Here is a 19,532-nt window from a genome sequence, read left to right on the forward strand (position 1 = left end):
CATTCTCTTCCAAAATATTCAACTCTATCCCTTTTCCTTACGCAGGATAAGTAGCTCCCAGCTGGCTAAAAATAAAAAAGGCAGCCTGCATATCAGCTACCTTTCACGCTCACTCATTAACCTGTCATTTTCTTTATCCACGATTTTTGTGATTTCCTCAACAAATTGATTGATCAATATTAGCTCTTGCTCATTATAAGCTGAGCATAATTCTTTTGTGGCCATGGAGAGCTTTTGATAGTGCGATTTGATCTGTTCCTGCCTTTCCGGAATCGGCATAATCATGACCTTTCTTCCATCCAATTGATCTCGTTCCCTTTTAACATAGCCCGATTTCTCAAGGCGATTGATCAGTGCCGTAACCGAACCCGTGCTCAATCCTGTAATTTTGGATAATTCACCAGCGGTAATCGGTCCTGTTTCATTCAATATTTCAGCACTCTTTAAGTCCGTATGGGACACCCCTATTTTCTGGGCCATATTTTGTTGAAATAAAACGGATCTCATTCCATACCGCTGCAATCTGTGTGTTAAACTCTCTAACAGAGCTGAATTCAGCCTATTATCGCTTGACATAAAATGCCACCCCTTTTACACTTGAATTTATCTTGATTATCAAGATAAATATTTTGTTTCATCTTAACGTTTACCCTTCAACCATGTAAAGGAAAATTCATGAGCTGGTTGATATGAAGGAGGAAAATAAATGAACGTTCAAAAAAAACAAAAATTCATTGTTGCCGGTTTACTACTGGGTATCCTGATGTCAGCAATGGATAATACGATTGTTGCTACTGCGATGGGAACGATCGTTTCTGATTTAGGCGGATTTGATAAGTTTGTATGGGTGACATCTGCCTATATGGTCGCCACGATGGCAAGTATGCCGATATTCGGTAAGCTTTCGGACATGTATGGAAGAAAGCGGTTTTTTATTTTCGGACTTATAGTCTTTTTGATTGGTTCCGCATTATGCGGCATGGCTCAGAGCATAGTGCAGTTAAGTATCTTCCGTGCAATCCAAGGGATCGGCGGAGGCGCCTTGATGCCTATAGCCTTTACGATTATTTTTGATATTTTCCCACCTGAAAAACGGGGAAAATTAACTGGCCTTTTCGGTGCTGTATTTGGGGCATCAAGCGTATTGGGACCACTTTTAGGTGCTTATATTACTGAATACTCCAGCTGGCACTGGATTTTCTACGTCAATGTTCCGATTGGAATCATTTCTTTATTTTTCATCTGGAATTATTACAATGAGTCACCCAACACCCAGGAGCAAAAAATTGATTGGGGTGGCGCAGCAACTCTCGTCATAGCCGTTATCAGCTTAATGTTCGCTCTTGAACTAGGCGGGGAGTATGGTTGGAGTTCCTCTCCCATCATAGGCCTGTTTGCCAGTTTTGTGGTTTTCTTCGTTTCATTTTTCTTTTTCGAAAAAAGAGCAAAAGATCCCATCATTTCATTATGGCTGTTTAAAAGGCGATTATTTGCCACTTCTCAGATTTTAGCCATTCTTTATGGCGGCACATTCATTATTTTAACCGTCTATATCCCGATTTTCGTGCAGGCAGTTTACGGTGGTTCCGCAACAAATGCCGGACTGATCCTAACTCCCATGATGCTTGGTTCTGTATTCGGCAGTGCAATTGGCGGGATATTCAATACAAAGACAAGCTTTCGCAACTTAATGACGATTTCCGTCATCTGTTATTTTGCAGGTATGCTTCTATTAGGGACCATCACCCCTGATACCAGCAGGACTTTATTAACTTTGTACATGATTCTGACTGGATTTGGCATGGGCTTTTCTTTCTCCCTTTTGCCTATTGCGTCCATTCACAACTTGGAACCTAGATTCAGGGGGTCGGCCAATTCAACAAACTCCTTCCTCCGGTCATTTGGGATGACACTCGGTGTAACGATTTATGGAGCGATTCAGACCAATGTATTCCAAAGTAAAATGACGGATGCATTTAAAGGAATGCAAGGAGGTCCGGATACAGCCGGCTTGATGGATGACCCACGTCAGCTCTTCCAATCGGAAGCACGTGCGGAGATTCCGGACTTTATCCTGGATAAAATCGTTCACGCGATGTCCGATTCGATATCATTGATATTCACCTTGGCCCTCATTCCGATCGGTCTTGCAGCCATCACTGTGTTCTTCATGGGAAAAACAAGGGTGGAAACACCTTCAAAAAAGGAATCATTACAATAAACAAAAAGCGCTGCACTCCCAGCGCTTTTTGTATTTTCATCTCCCTTCTATAAAGGAGGTGAAGATTGCCGAAATATCATTCCACTACTAAAATATAAGTAACACATTCACATACCGAGGTGAGAAGTTTGAAGATCGTATGTTTTGGAGACAGTTTAACCAGAGGCATCTCTTATGTTAGGGGGCGCCTTCGCATCATTAAAGAAAATTATCCAAACTCTTTAGCTAAGCTAACAGAATCTTTGCCATTCGTCGAAGTTTTGAATAAAGGGGTTTTCAATGATACCTCCGACCTGTTGGTTAGCCGGATCGAGAAAGACGTCATGTCGGAAAATCCCGATATCGTATTAATAGAGGTAGGTGGAAATGACTGTAACTTCCATTGGGACGAAGTAGCCAAGAATCCAGAAGGTGACCATGAGCCCATCGTTCCAATCGAACGCTACCTGGAAAATGTCACGCAACTTGTCAAGCAGGTTCAGGACAAGCATATAACCCCTTTCCTTTTAACTCTTCCGCCACTGGATCCTGCCAGATATTACAGATCCATCGCCGATAAGTTCGGTCATTCAATCGGCCATTTCGTTTCCCATGTCGGCGGTATTGAACATTGGCATGGGATGTATAATCGCCAATTGAAAAGCCTTGCAGAGGAACTAAAGGTGCCTTTGATCGACGTCCGTTCCCATATTAAATCCTCCGGTGACTTGGGTCCCTTGATTAGCGATGATGGCATCCACCTCACTTCAGAAGGATACCAGCAAATGAGCCTGGCCATTTTCAGTGATTTGCTGAAGCATATGGAAGAAGATATGTTTCCTAAAGCCATAAAACGGTAAAAAGGCAAAGCATGGCGCTTTGCCTTTTTGGGTTTTACAGACTTTTCACTTCCACGTTTTCCGGAAGCTTGAAAGGGTTTTCGGTATTGATCCGGTCATAAAACATCATCCCGTTCAAATGATCTAGCTCATGTTGAAACACGATTGCAGCAAAGCCCTTCAGCCGCATCTCTATTTCCTCACCATTACCGTCAAAAGCTTTGATTTTAACCCGTTCATAACGCGGTACATATCCTTTAATATCACGGTCGACAGAAAGGCAGCCTTCACTTTGCGGTAAATAGATCATTGTGGCGGAATGGCTGATGATTTTCGGATTCACAAGGGCATATTCAAACAGCTTCCCCTTTTCGTCGGGAAAATACATGACGAACATGCGTTTATTCAAGCCTATCTGATTGGCAGACAACCCAACTCCTTCACGCAAGTTGAACTTCTTTTGGAGTTTTGGATCCTGACTGTTTTTCAGGTATTGCATCATGCATTCCAGCGTTTCACGATCTTCATCCGAAATCGGCAGGCTAACTTCATCCGTTACCTGACGCAGAATGGGATCCCCTTCTCTAACGATATCCTTCATCGTAATCATATAGTCTTTTATAAATTTACTCATAGAACTTCACACTCTTCTACCATTTTATTTTTTCATGACTTAGACCATTTCACTTTAGCATTTCGCATTTAAAAAGTCTAATATCCCGGATAGATTAAATATTTCTAAATTCCGGACTCTTTAAACTCTCATACATAAGTGTTATTTCTTTCCTTTAACATTATTTACCTTTAATTTAAGGTACAAAGACCTATAGATTACATGTTTAAAAATTTTATACTGAATATATATACTTAAAGGAGATGAAAAATTGAACTCGAACTCTAAATTAGTTTCGAAATTGCTGCCGTTCCTTACGGCTCTCATTGTGATAATTGCTGGAATCAGTTGGTATGCTGTTACTCAGTCAAAGGATATGGTCATTCCTTTTTCATCGGTGGAAAAAACGATTAAAGCCCAAAATGGGGCTCCTGTCACCATTGAAGAAAAAAGAAATGGCACTCTTCACATCTCCACACCAGATGGAGAATACGTTTCAAGTATTCCTCCCAACAGTCAAATGATCAATAAACTTGTCGAAACTTATAACGTTCAATATTCTTTTTCATCAACTAATAAATCAGCATTATGGATTTTAGGCGGGTTAATGGCGGCCCTCGTCACAACCGGTGTCATTATACAGAAAAAATCAAAGGGCGGATTGCGGATCGGCAGCAAAAAACAAAGCCTTTCCACCCCAAAACCCCTGCCAGAGATAACTTTGGATGATGTAGGCGGTTTGCAATCCGAAATCAAACAGGAGATCCTTCAGACACTTACTACACTAAAGGAACCTGAACGTTCAGCTAAAATTGGAATTAAGCCGCCTCAAGGCATTTTATTATACGGCCCTCCTGGAACGGGGAAAACGCTGCTTGCACAGGCAATTGCAAAAGAGCTTGGTGCAAACTTCTTCTCAACGAGCGGTTCAGCCTTCAACGAAATGTTTGTTGGAGTCGGTGCAGCCCGTGTCCGCAGCCTTTTCCAAAATGCACGTAAACAATCGCCAGCTGTCATTTTCATCGATGAAGTGGATGCATTGGCTGGTAAAAGGAAACCCCACGGCGGGGAAGAAGGCGAAAAAACGTTAACCGAACTGCTTGTCCAATTGGATGGGGGCCATCCAAATGAAGGCATTTTATTCATTGCAGCGACCAACCGGAAAGATATGCTCGATGAGGCATTTCTACGTCCGGGCAGGATCGATTTCTCTTTCCAAGTCCCACTTCCGGATACACAAGGAAGAAGGGAAATCATCGATATCCATACGAAGGGAAAGCGTCTAGCGACAGATGTCCTGGCTTCCCTGGATGAGTTGGCTGAAAGTACATCCGGTTTCTCCGGCGCTGACTTAAGCTCCCTGTTCGATACTGCCTCACGTCATGCCCTGAGGAATGAACAGGATATGATTCGTAAACAGGATCTTGATTACGCGATTGACCGTACGATACTTGGAGCGACATCACGTACTTTGAATGATGCGGATACGAAGCGGCGTGTGGCCATTCATGAAAGTGGACATGCCCTGATTGCTGCTTTGACAAAGCCTGGCTCCGTTAGAAAGGCGACCATCATTCCGCGTGGGGAAGCCCTTGGATATGTAGCGCCGATACCAAAAGAGCTCCATCTGGCAACAGCCAGTGAATTGCTCGATCAAGTCAAAATGATTTTGGCAGGCGGCGTGGCGGAAAGAATGTACCTAGGGGAACATAGCATAGGTGTAGGCGGAGATGTACAGCAGGCGAAACATCTGCTGGAACAAATGGTCGATACCGGAATGCTTCAAGATGGATTCACCCTCACCTTCAATAAAGGTGAGAAGGAGCAAAAGATGCAGGAATTATTCACGAAAGCGATTCAGGAAACGGAAATGTTGATTGACTCGAATCGCCTACAGTATGAAGAACTCGTTGAAGAGTTATTGAAAAAAGAGACACTTGAGGGATCTGAAGTTCAGCGTATCGTTGACGCTTCGGAAATAACCGGTATATGCTCGAATGCATAATACTCTTCTCCACTAAGTCTTAAGAACTGATTTCCAGAGCCTGTTTGCAATAAAACAGGCTCTTTTTTTTCAGCCGCAAAGCCAATCTTTAATTAATATTTTATGTAGGCAGTCCCTGTGCCGCTAGCAAAATGAAAAGGAGGTCACTGGCAAAATCACAGTGGCCTTCCTGTTACTTATCCGCTTCTGACCTGTTTTATATCAAGGGATTTAGACATATTTTGTTTCGGTATCTTGGCCTTAAAATCATCCTTTTTCAAACGCATCGCAAATAATAGGGCTATGACGAGCAAAGCCACAGAACCTAGGAGAGCAAATTGATAGGATATTAAATTAACATGGTGCTCCCCATTCGTTCCTATCGAGCTAGTGCCCACTTCCCCCAGAATGCTGGCTAGGATGGCTACACCAATGGCAGAGCCAATCCGGTTTTGGACATTGAACAATGTGGCCGCCATTCCCATCGAAGCAGAGTTGATATTGGTGAAAGTGGAAAACTGTACGGCCACAACAGTATGTCCCAAACAGATACCGACACTAAATAATAAGGCACGAAGGAACCAGGGGTTGGCTGTCGGCCCGACAATGCTGATCAATGTATAAATGATGATTGTACCAAGCAGCCCTATCCGGATCACCTGATGTATGCCCAGTTTCTTCGTAGTCCAAGGCATCATCCGGGAGGCCACCATCAAACCTATAGCTTCCGGGAAAGTGGTCAGCCCGCTTTCTAAAGCTGAAGCATGAAGCGAACTTTGATACATTAACGGGAACACGAAGAGCATCCCCAATAAGCCCGCCATTGAAAATAATGAAATGATGCCCAATGTCCGAAACAATCGATCGGATAATAAACGCAAATCAAGCATCGGTTCGTTCACACGCAGCTCCAATAGAATAAATGAGAGAACAAGAACTGCACCGATAATTCCTGTATACATGATAGCGGGGGAACCCCATCCTTTAGATGGCCCTAAGCTCATTGCATACATCAGCATGGAAAAGCCTGCAGCTGACAATAAGAATCCTGGAAGGTCCAATCTGCCAGCAGTTGATTCTTTATTTTCTTTTAAAAACCATACACCGAATATCAGGACCATAATTCCGAAAGGGACATTTATATAAAATGCCCAACGCCAAGACAGCTGCTCCGCAAGGAATCCGCCAACAATCGGACCAACAGCTGGTGCGAATGCTATGGGAAGCACAAGGGAACGGGACACCTTTGGGCGTTCTTCAACAGAGTACGTTCTAAATAATATGGCCATTCCAATTGGTGTAAGGATCCCGCCTCCTGCCCCCTGCAAAACCCTGAACAAATTCAAGGTTTGAAGATTATTAGCGAATCCGCATAAAAAGGAGGCTGCCGTAAAGACACCCAATGCCATCAAGAAGATTTTCTTGGTTCCAAAACGATCCCCAAGCCACCCAGCTACCGGAAGGAATACAGCCAGGCTTACTAAATATCCAACATTAATGCCACTGGCTGAAGAGGGATCAAGGTTAAATTCACTACTGATCGTTGGCAGGATCACATTGACAATCGTCCCGTCCATCGAAACCATGAACATCGCTATGACATAAACGATGCTAACTACTATTTTAGGGTCCATTTGCATCCTTACTTTCATTTTGTTCCATCAATGCTAGCAACTAGTTTTATGTATTTCCAGCAGTCCTCTCGATATATCAATGACCAGCCTTCTGGAATAACCAAAAAGGCGGGCCAAAGGGAATTTCGACCTTCTTCAATTATTAATTCATTGTAGATCCCATTTTCATTCACAAAACGGTTGGTCATCAGTCATTGTCCTCCTTCATAATTTTTTCGAATTTTCGATAGTGAATGTTTGTTAGTTATCTCCTAGCTAACCAATAATGATAATCATTATCAATCATAATCTACAGGTAATGATATATATTTATAACTTACTGGTCAAGTGCCTTCCGTGGATTTACTGAGAAAGTCCTATTTCTTACCAGTCACATTTCTCTTCAAAGCAAAACGCAAAGCCCTGTTAATCAAAGGCGGCAAAACTGAAAGATGCCCTTCCCCTTCAGACTCGTTGAATTGAACATTCACTCTGCTATCCTTCAAGGATAATCGTTTTGATAATTCCAAAGCATTTTCATTCGTCCCGCTTTTATGGGTGCCTTCCAGCTCCCCCACGCCAAGCAAAAAGGAAATATCACCATCCTTTCCTTGATTCAATCGGGAAAGAAACTTCTCCTCCTCCTCACGGAACCACTTTTTGATCCAATGGAGAGATGGGCATCCAGCCATTTCGAAACCGGCAAATCGCCCATCTATCCGGTGGTCAAAGACAAAGGTTTGGCTGGCAATGGCTTTAGCACAGAAAACGGAGATTTTATTATTGGATGAGCCAACCACCTGCCTTGATATGGCTCATCAACTAGAGGTTTTGCAAATAGTTGAAAAGCTTAATAAAGAACAAAAAATAACGACTGTCATGGTATTGCATGATATTAACCATGCGTCCCGGTTTTCACATGAAATCATAACGATGAAGGAAGGGGAAATCGTTAAAATCGGTAACCCGGGGGAAATCATCATACCTGCCGTTTTAGAGGAAGTCTTTCGTATTCATGCAAGGGTTATGATAGATCCCGGCCAATGGGGCACCCGTTTGTATTGGTTATGACAATTTATCACAGCAAGAAGTATATAAAGAAGCCGTTTTATCCAATTGAAAGGTGTGGTTCGTAAAACGTATAATTCATCAAATGATATTCCCGAATCAACTGATTCAAACCAACACCTCCAACTCCGCGGGTATGGTTTCCATCTGAATTTTATAACATAGTTGATTGGAACTCCTGCTTAGAAAAGCGCGTCTAGGGGAGACCCCGCAGGTGCAAGCCGAGGAGGCTCCCCGACCGCCCGCGGAAAGCGAGTGCCTGGATTTGGAAATCAACATCCAAATTGTACAAGTCATAAAAAAACTGCAGGCAAACTCACTTTTCTTTGAGTTTGTCTACAGTCTAAAGGGATGTCGACAAGTCGACATCCCATTTTACAAATTTATAGTTTTTCCAACTGGATGATATCTGGTGTATTTTGTTTCTGGATCCCTGACTTTTGCAACTTCACTGCCGTTCCTTCAGGTAAGTTAGTGAATATAATAGGAGTGACCGTTGATGGTGCATTCCGTTTAATGAAATCTAAATCAATTTCCAAAAGAGGTGTTCCCTTTGTTATTCTTTGGCCTTCTTGAACAAGAGCTGTGAACCCTTCTCCATTTAATTTAACTGTATCCAAACCAACATGAATCAGAATTTCCAGACCATTATCCATTTTCAAGCCCAGTGCATGATTTGTCGGGAAGATACTTAGAACTTCCCCATCGATTGGGGATACTAGTTTTCCGTTGACTGGCTCGATAGCAAAGCCATCCCCCATCATTTTCATGGCAAACACTTGATCGGGAACTTGTTCTATCGGTAAAATGGTTCCTTCAATTGGAAGGACAAAGTCATTTGCACCCAAAGCTTGGTTTTCCTCTACTATATCCTCTGCCACTTGTGCAGATGGACTTGTTTTCACTTGGCTTGGGTCGACTCCATCCTTGACAAGCTGTTTCATTGCATTTGCAACGAATTCAACATTCGTTCCAACAATGACCTGTACACTCGATTTATTCAACTTCATGACACCGCGGGCACCATGCCGTTTTAAGGCTGCTTCATTCACATTTCCTGAATCGGCCACTTGTAAACGCAAGCGTGTTGCACAGTTATCAATTAGCTTTATATTCTCTTTACCGCCAAGATCTTGAATGAAAAGCGATCCCATATCGGTATATTTATCCCCTGTTTTCACAATAGTTTCTTCTTCCACTTCTTCCTCATCGTCTTCACGGCCAGGTGTTTTTAAATCCATGATCTTGATGACAAAATAGAAAATCACGAAGTAAACTGCCGCGTATACCAATCCAATCGGGATTAACCATAGCGGTTTTTGCGCAATACCAAAGTTCAAGAAATAATCAATGGCTCCTGCGGAGAATCCAAACCCATGATGGATATCCAATATAACAGCAAGTGCCAGAGAGACCCCGGTTAAAAGGGCATGTATTACATATAACACCGGTGCGATGAACATGAAAAGAAATTCAATCGGTTCTGTGATTCCTGTAAGGAAAGAAGTGAAAGCCAATCCAACAAGCATCCCTGTCACCAATTTACGTTTCTCTTTCTTAGCAGCTGCAATCATCGCTAATGCTGCAGCTGGAAGACCGAACATCATGATCGGGAAAAAGCCGGTCATGAAGGGCCCAGCAGTCGGGTCCCCTGCGAAGAAACGATTTATATCACCCGTCGCTCCATTGTACTCACCAAAGACGAACCAAACCATACTATTCAAGACATGATGCAATCCTACTGGAAGCAATAAGCGATTCAATACGCCGAATACGCCGGCACCCAATGCCCCTGCACCTGTAATCCAGTCACCGACACTATTTATTACATCTTGAATCGGCGGCCACACAAAACCGAATATTCCCGCAAGTATGATCATCGCAAGCGAAGTGATGATCGGGACGAATCGTTTCCCTGAAAAGAATCCAAGCCATTCAGGGAGTCTTATGTCGGAGTATCTATTATATAGAAGAGCGGCAACTATCCCCGATATAATACCGCCTAAAACAGCCATGTTGATTTCTTTATCAATCGCTTGTGTACCATTCGTTAATACAAAGTATCCAACAAGGCCTGATAATGCCGCAGCGCCACTTCCATCTTTGGATAATCCAATCGCTATTCCCAAGGCGAACAATATCGCAAGGTTATCGAATATCGCCTTTCCAGCTGCGGCAATAAAGGCAATATCAAGTAAATCCGGTTGCCCTAAACGAAGCAATAACGCGGCTGCTGGTAAAACGGCAATCGGTAACATTAAAGCTTTCCCAATCTTTTGTAAAAAATTTAACATCGAACTCATCTCCCTTGTACCTAACTTCTTTAATCAACAACAAGATGTATTAAGCGTTTTCATTTTATCAATATAATAACGTTTCTTTGGGATTATACTAGCACAGAAAATATATAGATGTCTATACCAATTTACTTGTAAATATACTATATTCTTCGAAAACATAGTAAAAATATCATTTTTGTTCTTGATACTCCCTAACTGGTCTAGACAACTTTTAATAAAAACGATAAAATGAGGGCAAAATATATGAGACCATTTCATGACTCATTCATTAAGTTTTACTTTCATAAAGGAGATTATGTATGAAAACATTCATTATTAATAATCTGATGGTTCACAGCGAAAAGGAAACATACAAAAATGGGTACATTAAAGTCGTGGATGGAAAAATTGCCGAAGTTGGTCCAGGCAGCCAATACAAACAGGACGATGATGCCAAGGTGATTACTCTTTCACCGGATTATCAGGTAATTCCCGGTGCCATCGACATTCATATTCACGGTGCATCCAATTCCGATGCAATGGATGCCACACATGACGCATTATCCACAATGGCAAAGACCCTTCCTAAAGAAGGAACCACCAGCTTTCTGGCCACTACAATGACCCAAGCCACCCAAGCCATTGAATCAGCACTTCTTAATGCTGGTAAATATATCGAAAATCAAACTCAGGAAAATGCTGAAATAGTTGGAGTACATTTAGAAGGTCCTTTCATTTCACCGGCCCGTAAAGGAGCACAGCCTGAGGATTATATCGTTGATCCTGATGTCACTCTATTTAAAAGATGGCAGGAAATGGCCGAAAATCAAATCAAGCTTGTAACGCTTGCTCCTGAACAACCGAACGGATTAGATCTTGCCGCCCACTTAAGGGGAACTGGCGTCGTCGCCTCCATCGGCCATTCAGATGCAACATATGACCAAATAGATGAAGCAATCCAGGCAGGGACTACCCACGTTACACATCTTTATAACGGAATGCGTGGACTCCATCACCGCGAACCTGGCGTTTTGGGAGCTGCTTATCTTCGAGATGAGCTATATGTTGAACTTATTGCTGACGGCATTCACTGCAGGCCGGAAATGATCAAGCTCGCATATGACCAAATTACCAGCGAACGAATGATACTGATAACGGACTCACTTCGTGCCAAATGGCTTGAAAAGGGAACCTATGATTTAGGTGGTCAGCCTGTTAATGTTGACGAAACGAAAGCAACGCTTTCAGACGGCACACTAGCCGGCAGTATATTGAAAATGAATGATGCCATCAAGAACACAATGGAATATACCGGTTGTTCCATGACTGACATTATAAAAATGACGGCGGAAAACCCTGCCAAACAACTTCGGATTTTTGACAGAAAAGGAAGCATCCAAGTCGGCAAAGACGCAGATCTTGTAATATTGAATGACCGCTTGGACGTTGAAATGACTTTCTGCAGAGGAAATTTAGCTTTTAAAAAGGAGAATATATAATGAATATCATACAAGTGCAGGACTACACGGAAATGAGCCGGACAGCCGCAGAAATAGTGATCGGAAAAGTCAAAGGAAATCCGAATATCAAATTGGGCCTTGCAACAGGCGGCACCCCTAAAGGAATGTACGATAATTTGATTGAAGATCACGTACGTAATCATACTTCATATGAACATGTAACGTCTTTTAACCTTGACGAGTATATCGGCTTAAAACCAAATGATCCAAACAGTTACCATTTTTATATGGATCATTCCTTATTCACTCACATCAATATAAATAAAGAGCGTACTCACCTGCCTAATGGCACAGCCGATGACACGAATGGAGAATGTCAACGGTATGACGAAATGATTGATTCCGTGGGCGGGATCGATCTTCAGATACTTGGCATTGGCCAAAATGGCCATATTGGTTTTAATGAACCTGGAACTTCCTTCACATCCGGTACACATGTCGTGACACTTGAAGATTCGACGCGCCAAGCGAATGCACGTTATTTCGACTCCATAGACGAAGTTCCGACACATGCCGTTACGATGGGCATTTCAACAATCATGAAAAGCAAAGAAATTCTGCTGCTGATTTCTGGTGAAGAAAAAGCCGAAACACTGAAGAAATTGATACACGGTGACATTTCAGAGGAATTTCCTGCATCTATCCTAAAAAAACATAATAGTGTTACAATTATCGCAGACCAAAAAGCGTTATCCGGAGTGATAATACCCTAAAGGAGCGAAAGTCGATGATTGATAAAAACTCACCTCTTCCGATTTATTTTCAAATCGAAGAACAAATAAAAAGAAAAATAGAAAACGGTGAGTTCCAAGCGCACGATGCCCTTCCATCTGAACGTGAATATGCCGAGCAATTCGAAATTAGCCGGATGACCGTCCGCCAAGCCATAAATAATTTGGTGAATGACGGATACTTATACCGTCAGAAAGGAAGGGGAACCTTTGTCGCCGATAAGAAATTGGAGCAGCAGCTCAATGGGCTGACCAGTTTTACCGAGGACATGAAGGCCAGGGGATTAAACCCAAGCAGCAAGCTGCTGAGCTTTGAAATCATTCCGGCTGATAAGAAGATTGCCAGTGAATTGCACATTTCCCTTTATGCTCCCGTTTATGAAATAAAACGCATTCGGTTGGCTGATGATGTTCCAATGGCGCTCGAGACCGTGTACATGTCTGCCAATTTAATTAAAGGATTAACGGAAGAAATCATTAACCTTTCCCTTTACCAATATGTGGAGAACTACGTCAAACTAAAGATAGACTATGCTTCACAAACGTTGGAATCATCGATTGCTTCTGAATTGGAAGTGACCCATTTAGCAATTCCAAAGCACTCACCCATATTATTCATTCAAAGGAATACGTTCTTAATAGACGGAACTCCCCTTGAATATGTTAAATCGGCTTATCGTGCGGATAGGTATAAGTTCACTATCAACATAAGCAGATAAAATGGAATATTTTCATCACTATAGTCTTTTAATTGCCAAAGGTAATCGGAGGGTGTCACATATATGAACTCATACTTTGAAGAAGTGCAGGCTTTACTCACAATTGTGGGAGAACAGGAAAAGCAATCAATTAAGGAATCTGTGAAACGTATCTCAAAAGCAGTCATGTCGGATGGGATCATCCATTTATTCGGAAGCGGACACTCCCACATTTTGACCGAAGAGGTATTCTACCGGGCTGGTGGGTTAGCCGCAATTCGTCCAATTTTCGTTGAAGATCTAATGCTTTTTAAAGGAGCATCAAGATCATCCCAACTTGAACGCCAAAATGACCTATCAGAGAAATTCATGAATGATGAAGATATCCGTCCTGGTGATGTTTGTATTGTCATTTCGTCATCGGGCGTAAATCCCGTTCCGATAGATGTAGCCACTATCGCAAAAGAAAAAGGGGCATTCGTTATTGGACTAACATCACCGGAGTATGCAAAAAGTTGTTCTTCACGGCATAAACAGAAGCATTATCTCCACGATGTCGTTGATTTGGTCATAGACAATCATATTGCCAAAGGTGACACATTACTGAAATCAAATAATATACCTTTTGGTTCCGGATCGACCGTGGTCGGGGCCGTTCTCCTCAATATGGTTTTCACGCAAGTCATCCAAACGATTATTGAATCAGGGGAAACCCCTCCCGTATTCCTTAGCAGTAATATCGAAGGGGCAGATGAACACAATCAAAAGATCATCGCGAAATATAAAACAAGAATCCCCCAATTATGAAATGGAATACATATTTTTTTGTTTCGGTTGTTTATTTCTTACTGTAGGCAAACTCCATCGAGTTGGTCTACAGTTTTTTTGAGAGTTTGGAAGTTGAGCGTTGAATTCCACTGCAGGCACTCGCTTTCCGCGGGCAGTCCGGGGTCCGGGGAGCCTCCTCGGCGTTTGCGCCTGCCTGCGGTGTCTCCCCTGCACTCGTATTCCCGCAGGAGTCTCGCACCTTCCGTTCCAGTCAACAGAGTTTTAGTAATTAGACAGAACTCCATGGGCCAACGGTCTTTCTGCAACTTTTATTCAAACGCTTTTCCATCCCCTCTTAACTAAATGTTTCATTTAACGAATGAGTGCAGGGCATGTATTTGTTGATCCCACACATTCGTTTCATGCACCAGCAGACCATAACAAATTTGTGTTGTGGACGAGAGTAACACCGATTGAGAAAGTAGGAAAACCGGAAGCTGTTGAAGATGCAGCTTCCAAAACCAGTACGCCTGATTATGTGTATGATGGAACTTATGATTGTCATTCTTCCTCCACCGGGCGAGCTTTTAAATCCATTTCCCATTTTATAATCATTCAAAAAGGGTTTCGGAATTGGAGCATTCCGAAACCCTTTTGTCTACAGTCTGGAGGCATCCGAATGGAGGCCTTCTTTATTTTATATTCCCTTTTATTCCTTATTTTTTAAAAACGGCCACCAATTCGCGTTTCCAAACGTTGCAACCATCACCGGAATAAACAATGGCAAGATGACAAACGCATATAAAGCAAGCCCCACCAATATTAATGTGGCTATCTCCAAGAGCGATAAAACTCCTGCTGGCATCATGGCAGCAAAGGTTCCGCCCAGAATGACAGCCGCCGAGATGATCACCGTTCCCATTTTTCTCATGGACAGCAACATCGCTTCCTTGACCGGCTTATCTTTCCACTCGTTGAAGCGATCCATCAAGAAAATGCTATAGTCAATGCCAAGAGCAATCAAGATGACGAAGGCAAAGAAAGGAACTGCCCAGCCAATGCCGGCATAACCGAGAATATTAACAAAAATCAACTCTGTAATGGCTGCCGCTGTATAATAAGTCAAAACGAGCGACACTATCAAATAGACAGGCATGATCAAGGATCGCAGCATGAAAAAGAGAATGATTGCAATACCCGACAGCATCAAAACGACCGTCCTTGAGAAATCCTCCCCAGACATCATGCCCAAGTCATGATGTGTACTTGTGATTCCCCCTATCGCCACCTGCGCGTTTTCAAGCTTTGTATCTTTCGTTACTCTTTCAACGGTTGCCTCAATCGAATCAATTTGCTCGATTGCATCATTGGAATAAGGATTCGCCTTGAATACCACATCCATGGTCATGGTTTTACCATCTTCAGATAAATACGCGTTCAATGCTTCCCCGAATTCTTCGCTTTCCACTACTTCTTTGGGAATGTACATGCCTGTTACCGTTTTATCCGTTTTTGCCAGCCCTGATAAATAACCCTGTGCGGACGATAGTCCATCATGGACTTCATTCAGACCATCCGCACTTTCATTTAAGCCATTAGTCAAATCAGTAAGCTGCCCGCCCAGGCTTGAAAAACCATTTAGGAGTTCTTGCTGCCCATTACTTAAGCTAGTAAGGCCTCCTTTAAATCCTGACAGATTATTTATGACTTCCCCCTGACCATTAGCCATGGTGCTTAGACCCTTTTGTAAATTGTCAACGCCTGAAATCAATTGGTTCAGGCCCTCCCCAAGAGAATTTTGACCCTTTACGATTTCTTCCATATTTTCATTCGCCGTATTCAAACCGCCGGACACTGAACCAAGATTCCTATTGAGCTCTGAAAGGCCTGCTGCCATGGGCTCCAAGCCACCCTGTGCCCCTTGCACTGTTTGCTTGATCGTTTGATAGGACTGATCAGCCTGTAATTCTGGATGAGTGGCTTCCATTTGCTCAAAAGAAGGATTTAAACCGGCAAGGCTTTGTGATACACCCGTAAGGTTAGTTTGAATTTCTTTATATTGACCTGTGAGCTCACTTAACCCATTAGCTGATTGTTTATAGCCTTCGAGAAGCTGTCCGCTTCCGGTGGCGAGCTTATCCAAGTTAGCCTTGACCTCATTCAATCCGTTTTTTATGTCCCCGGTTCCTGAAGACCCATCACGAATGCCTGCTTCAATGCTTGTTAACGCCTTCTCCACCTGACCTACGCCGCTCTTTAATTCATTGGTCCCGGATATGAGTCCCCCTATTCCGTCCGTCGCTTGCTTCAATCGCGGTCCTGAATCGGAAAGCTCACTGCCTGCCGTTTTCAATCCATCGCTGATTTGTTTAATGCCTTCATTTCCTTCCCCGATTCCCTTTTCCAAGGTTTCGGCCTGGTTCGCTACAAATAAATCCTTAATCGGTTCACCTGTCGGGCGGGTCATGGATCGAACTACATCGACTTCATCCACCTTGACTACTTCCTGGCTGATTTTTTCAGCAAGTGCGACGTACTCTTCCGAATCCATGCGTTCGTCATTCTTTATGACAATCTGTGTTGGCATCGATTGTCCCGGTCCGAATTCATCGGAAATGATATTAAATGCCATGATGGAAGGAACATCATCACCCGCTTCTTCAAGGGAGTTATATGAAATCTTCCCATCATACATAAACAAAAAGGGAACACAGACGATTGCGACGATCATAAGCGCCAATAATGGGCGGTTCAAGGAGAAGTTACCTAGAACTCCCCATAGTTTACTTTCACTATGCGCAAGTTTCCCTTTCGCCGGCCAGAATAGCTTTTTGCCAAGAACCGCCATGAAAAATGGAACGATCGTATAAAGGGCGATCATTAAAATGAAGACCCCTATGGCAACGGCCGCCGCAGATTGATAGAGCTTAAAAGTAGAAAAACCAATTGCCGCAAAGCCAATCATTACGGTCAGCCCGCTGAAGAAGACAGTCTTACCGGCAGTTCGGTATGTCTCAACGATCGCTTCAGGCAAGGACTCCTGTGACGTTAGCTCTTCCTTGAAACGACTAAGCAGCAGGATGCAATAATCAGTCCCTATTCCAAATAAAATACCTACCAGGAATATTTGGGTGTAAGACGAAATCGGAAAGTCCCATTTATCCACCAGGAGTGAGACGATGGATTGGGAGCATAAATAAGTGAAACCTACCGTTACCAACGGAATGACCGGTGCCACCACTGAACGGAAGACTATCAGCAATACAGCCAGAATGAAGACAACCGTGATGCCTTCAGTTTTCTTCAGCCCTTCTTGGGAATTGGCATTAAGATCTTCATCGATCATCCAGCTGCTTGTGTAATAATGCTCGACATCCACTTGCTCCAGCTCTTTATAAAGGGCATCGATCACTTCCTTAGCTTCTCGGTCCCCCTTGACCATCGTGATGGATGTCAAAACCGTTGTTTCGTTCTCCGAGACCAACTGACCTTTTAGCGAGGGCTCTTTAAAATGGGTCATGACCTCTTTGATGCCAAGCTCCGCTTTATTCTTTTCAAGGTTTTGGATCGCTACCTCGATCTCTTTCAATTCCGGGGAAGACAGCTTCTTATCACCATGAAATACGAGAGCCACTTGTGACTCATCCTTATCCTGGATCTCTTTCATTAGCTCATTGGCCATCCCAGAGGAATACTCTGCCGGTACATCCAGCTGGCCCTTATTCCGGACAAGCTCCGCCATATTCGGTGCCGCAAACAATAAACCTGCCGTAATGGCAACCCATACGATAATGACCAGCCATCTTCCCTTTATGATCCCCCTCATTTATACTCCTCCCATTCCTCATTCTTCATTTGAATGAAAATTTGTGAAAGCTTCTCATATGTATCAAGGAATTTAACAATCTCTTCATAATCGAATTTCGTCATGATGCTCTCTACCAATTTATGAATCTTATTTTCCGTTTCCTGTAACAACGCTTCCCCCTCTTTGGAAAGCTTCAAATGGAAGACCCTTCGGTCAACCTGGTCCTGTTCCCGTTCTATCAATCCTTTGCCTTCCAGCCTGTTGATGTTGGACGTGACGGCACTCTTATTAATATAAAAGGCATCACTGATTTCCGTCGATGTACACAACCGCTGTTGTTGAATGAACCGTAAAGTATAGTATTGTTCGTTCGTCAGCACATCACAAATCTGATCTTTTATTAAAAGCTCCCCCATCTTATTGACATAGAAAGAAACCTTCATATATCGATCAATCAATCCAGAAACTTTTTCATTCGTCATCGTTGCACCTCTCAAAAAGTAGTTCAGTCATTTAACTATATGTAGAGTACTATTGTTTTATTTATCATGTCAATCCCATGATAGTTTATTATTTCCAGTTTAACTTATGGTAAATAAGGGAAAACCCAAAATAAGCAAACAATCTACTATTCTAAAGGAGGAAATATAAATGACTCAAACAACTATCGAAACTCAAACGAATAGCAAACTTTTAAAAGGGATTCTAATCGGGGGGCTTGTCGGCGGTGCATTGACCTTGCTCGACTCCAACACGAGAAATAAAGTAAAGCGATCTGCCGTCCTTTTAAAAGACAACTCCATGAATATGATTGAACAGGTCAAGGAAAATCCCGGCGAAATGAAGGAACAGATGGTATCAGGAGTCAAAGGGGCAACGGAGACGATTAAAGAGGCAATCAATGACGTTGAAACACTATATGAAACCGTGAATGAAGACGTGGTGGGTAAAGTATCCGAAGTAAAGGATATCTCCACTGATGCCCTTGGTACAGCGAAGGACGCAACAAGTGAATTAAAAGACATCAGTTCAAAAGTGGTCGTTGCCGGTAAACAGCTGAAAGAAACGCCAGCACAATCATTGAAATCCAATAATGATAAAGGTGAAAAAGAGAGTGATGAAATCGTTAAAAAATCAGGATTATCCAATCAAAAATCCATCTCATCCAACTTCTAATATATAAAAAAGCTGAGGCATTATGCCTCAGCTTTTTTTGTAGAGAAAATGCACCCGGAAAATGTGCGTTTCATCAAATGAAGTTCCCGAACAACCAAAACAACACCTTCAACTAAATAAGGATGGTTTTATCTAAATTTAAATTATGGCTTGTACGATTTGGATGTTGATTTCCGCTTCAGGCACTCGCTTTCCGCGGGCGGTCGTGGAGCCTCCTCGGCATGCGCCTGCGGGG

At 42.8% G+C, this 19,532-nt stretch carries 16 protein-coding genes and 1 pseudogene; 9 read left to right on the forward strand and 8 right to left on the reverse strand.

All coding sequences use genetic code 11. The features are described from left to right. Positions 1-96: 96 nt before the first annotated feature. Entirely contained in the window at positions 97-576 is a 480-nt protein-coding gene (locus AC2YHV_RS24700) for a MarR family winged helix-turn-helix transcriptional regulator (protein WP_487374379.1), read from the reverse strand. Between the two features lie 130 nt (positions 577-706). Here AC2YHV_RS24700 and AC2YHV_RS24705 point away from each other — a divergent pair, with 130 nt between their 5' ends. Beyond that, complete coding sequence (locus AC2YHV_RS24705) at positions 707-2,221, forward strand: MDR family MFS transporter (RefSeq protein WP_487374380.1); 1,515 nt, start codon at positions 707-709, stop codon at positions 2,219-2,221. A 128-nt stretch (positions 2,222-2,349) separates the two neighbouring features. Next, positions 2,350-3,060 carry an SGNH/GDSL hydrolase family protein gene (locus tag AC2YHV_RS24710; RefSeq protein WP_487374381.1) on the forward strand — a complete coding sequence of 237 codons (711 nt, stop codon included), beginning with the start codon at positions 2,350-2,352 and terminating at the stop codon, positions 3,058-3,060. Positions 3,061-3,094: 34 nt separating this feature from the next. On the opposite strand, the gene def is transcribed toward AC2YHV_RS24710, so the two are convergent. Beyond that, a complete protein-coding gene (gene def / locus AC2YHV_RS24715) occupies positions 3,095-3,673 on the reverse strand; it encodes a peptide deformylase (RefSeq protein ID WP_034304843.1) in 579 nt (192 codons plus the stop codon). A gap of 250 nt (positions 3,674-3,923) precedes the next feature. Here def and AC2YHV_RS24720 point away from each other — a divergent pair, with 250 nt between their 5' ends. Continuing rightward, complete coding sequence (locus AC2YHV_RS24720) at positions 3,924-5,657, forward strand: AAA family ATPase (RefSeq protein WP_063574507.1); 1,734 nt, start codon at positions 3,924-3,926, stop codon at positions 5,655-5,657. A gap of 176 nt (positions 5,658-5,833) precedes the next feature. On the opposite strand, the gene AC2YHV_RS24725 is transcribed toward AC2YHV_RS24720, so the two are convergent. The 3 genes from AC2YHV_RS24725 to AC2YHV_RS24735 all read right to left on the reverse strand — a co-directional run bounded on the left by AC2YHV_RS24725 (position 5,834) and on the right by AC2YHV_RS24735 (position 7,869). After that, positions 5,834-7,288, reverse strand: a complete 1,455-nt coding sequence (locus AC2YHV_RS24725; protein WP_487374382.1) for a DHA2 family efflux MFS transporter permease subunit — start codon at positions 7,286-7,288, stop codon at positions 5,834-5,836. Beyond that, positions 7,285-7,458, reverse strand: coding sequence for an MbtH family NRPS accessory protein (locus AC2YHV_RS24730; protein ID WP_268565335.1), 174 nt, complete (start codon positions 7,456-7,458; stop codon positions 7,285-7,287). Before AC2YHV_RS24730 ends, AC2YHV_RS24725 begins: the two co-directional genes overlap by 4 nt. A gap of 168 nt (positions 7,459-7,626) precedes the next feature. Further along, positions 7,627-7,869, reverse strand: a complete 243-nt coding sequence (locus AC2YHV_RS24735) for an alpha/beta hydrolase (RefSeq protein ID WP_063574509.1) — start codon at positions 7,867-7,869, stop codon at positions 7,627-7,629. A 71-nt stretch (positions 7,870-7,940) separates the two neighbouring features. Between AC2YHV_RS24735 and AC2YHV_RS24740 the strand changes: the two are divergent. Then, positions 7,941-8,369: pseudogene (locus AC2YHV_RS24740) on the forward strand (ABC transporter ATP-binding protein); the annotation flags it as partial. A 331-nt stretch (positions 8,370-8,700) separates the two neighbouring features. On the opposite strand, the gene nagE reads toward AC2YHV_RS24740, so the two are convergent. After that, positions 8,701-10,611: an N-acetylglucosamine-specific PTS transporter subunit IIBC gene (nagE, locus tag AC2YHV_RS24745; protein ID WP_048688745.1), complete on the reverse strand. Its 1,911-nt coding sequence runs from the start codon at positions 10,609-10,611 to the stop codon at positions 8,701-8,703. A 305-nt stretch (positions 10,612-10,916) separates the two neighbouring features. Between nagE and nagA the strand changes: the two genes are divergently transcribed. From nagA to AC2YHV_RS24765, 4 genes are all read left to right on the forward strand, one after another. Beyond that, positions 10,917-12,095, forward strand: coding sequence for an N-acetylglucosamine-6-phosphate deacetylase (gene nagA / locus AC2YHV_RS24750; protein WP_487374383.1), 1,179 nt, complete (start codon positions 10,917-10,919; stop codon positions 12,093-12,095). Further along, a complete protein-coding gene (gene nagB, locus AC2YHV_RS24755) occupies positions 12,095-12,829 on the forward strand; it encodes a glucosamine-6-phosphate deaminase (RefSeq protein WP_063574512.1) in 735 nt (244 codons plus the stop codon). The genes nagA and nagB overlap by 1 nt, the downstream gene beginning before the upstream one ends. A 14-nt stretch (positions 12,830-12,843) precedes the next feature. Continuing rightward, positions 12,844-13,566 (forward strand): GntR family transcriptional regulator, encoded by a 723-nt coding sequence (locus AC2YHV_RS24760; RefSeq protein ID WP_034304859.1) that lies wholly within the window; start codon positions 12,844-12,846, stop codon positions 13,564-13,566. A 63-nt stretch (positions 13,567-13,629) separates the two neighbouring features. Further along, the gene (locus AC2YHV_RS24765) at positions 13,630-14,352 is read left to right on the forward strand and encodes an SIS domain-containing protein (RefSeq protein WP_063574513.1); all 723 of its coding nucleotides are present in this window, start codon (positions 13,630-13,632) and stop codon (positions 14,350-14,352) included. A 670-nt stretch (positions 14,353-15,022) separates the two neighbouring features. Here AC2YHV_RS24765 and AC2YHV_RS24770 read toward each other — a convergent pair. Beyond that, on the reverse strand, positions 15,023-18,139 hold the full coding sequence (locus tag AC2YHV_RS24770; RefSeq protein WP_487374384.1) for an MMPL family transporter: 3,117 nt from the start codon (positions 18,137-18,139) through the stop codon (positions 15,023-15,025). Then, positions 18,136-18,603 carry a MarR family winged helix-turn-helix transcriptional regulator gene (locus AC2YHV_RS24775; protein ID WP_057276336.1) on the reverse strand — a complete coding sequence of 156 codons (468 nt, stop codon included), beginning with the start codon at positions 18,601-18,603 and terminating at the stop codon, positions 18,136-18,138. The genes AC2YHV_RS24770 and AC2YHV_RS24775 overlap by 4 nt, the downstream gene beginning before the upstream one ends. A 169-nt stretch (positions 18,604-18,772) precedes the next feature. On the opposite strand from AC2YHV_RS24775, the gene AC2YHV_RS24780 reads away from it, so the two are divergent. Then, on the forward strand, positions 18,773-19,297 hold the full coding sequence (locus AC2YHV_RS24780; protein WP_063574515.1) for a hypothetical protein: 525 nt from the start codon (positions 18,773-18,775) through the stop codon (positions 19,295-19,297). The last annotated feature ends 235 nt before the right edge of the window (positions 19,298-19,532 follow it).

The sequence above is a fragment of the Peribacillus sp. SRI_006 genome (assembly GCF_057586375.1).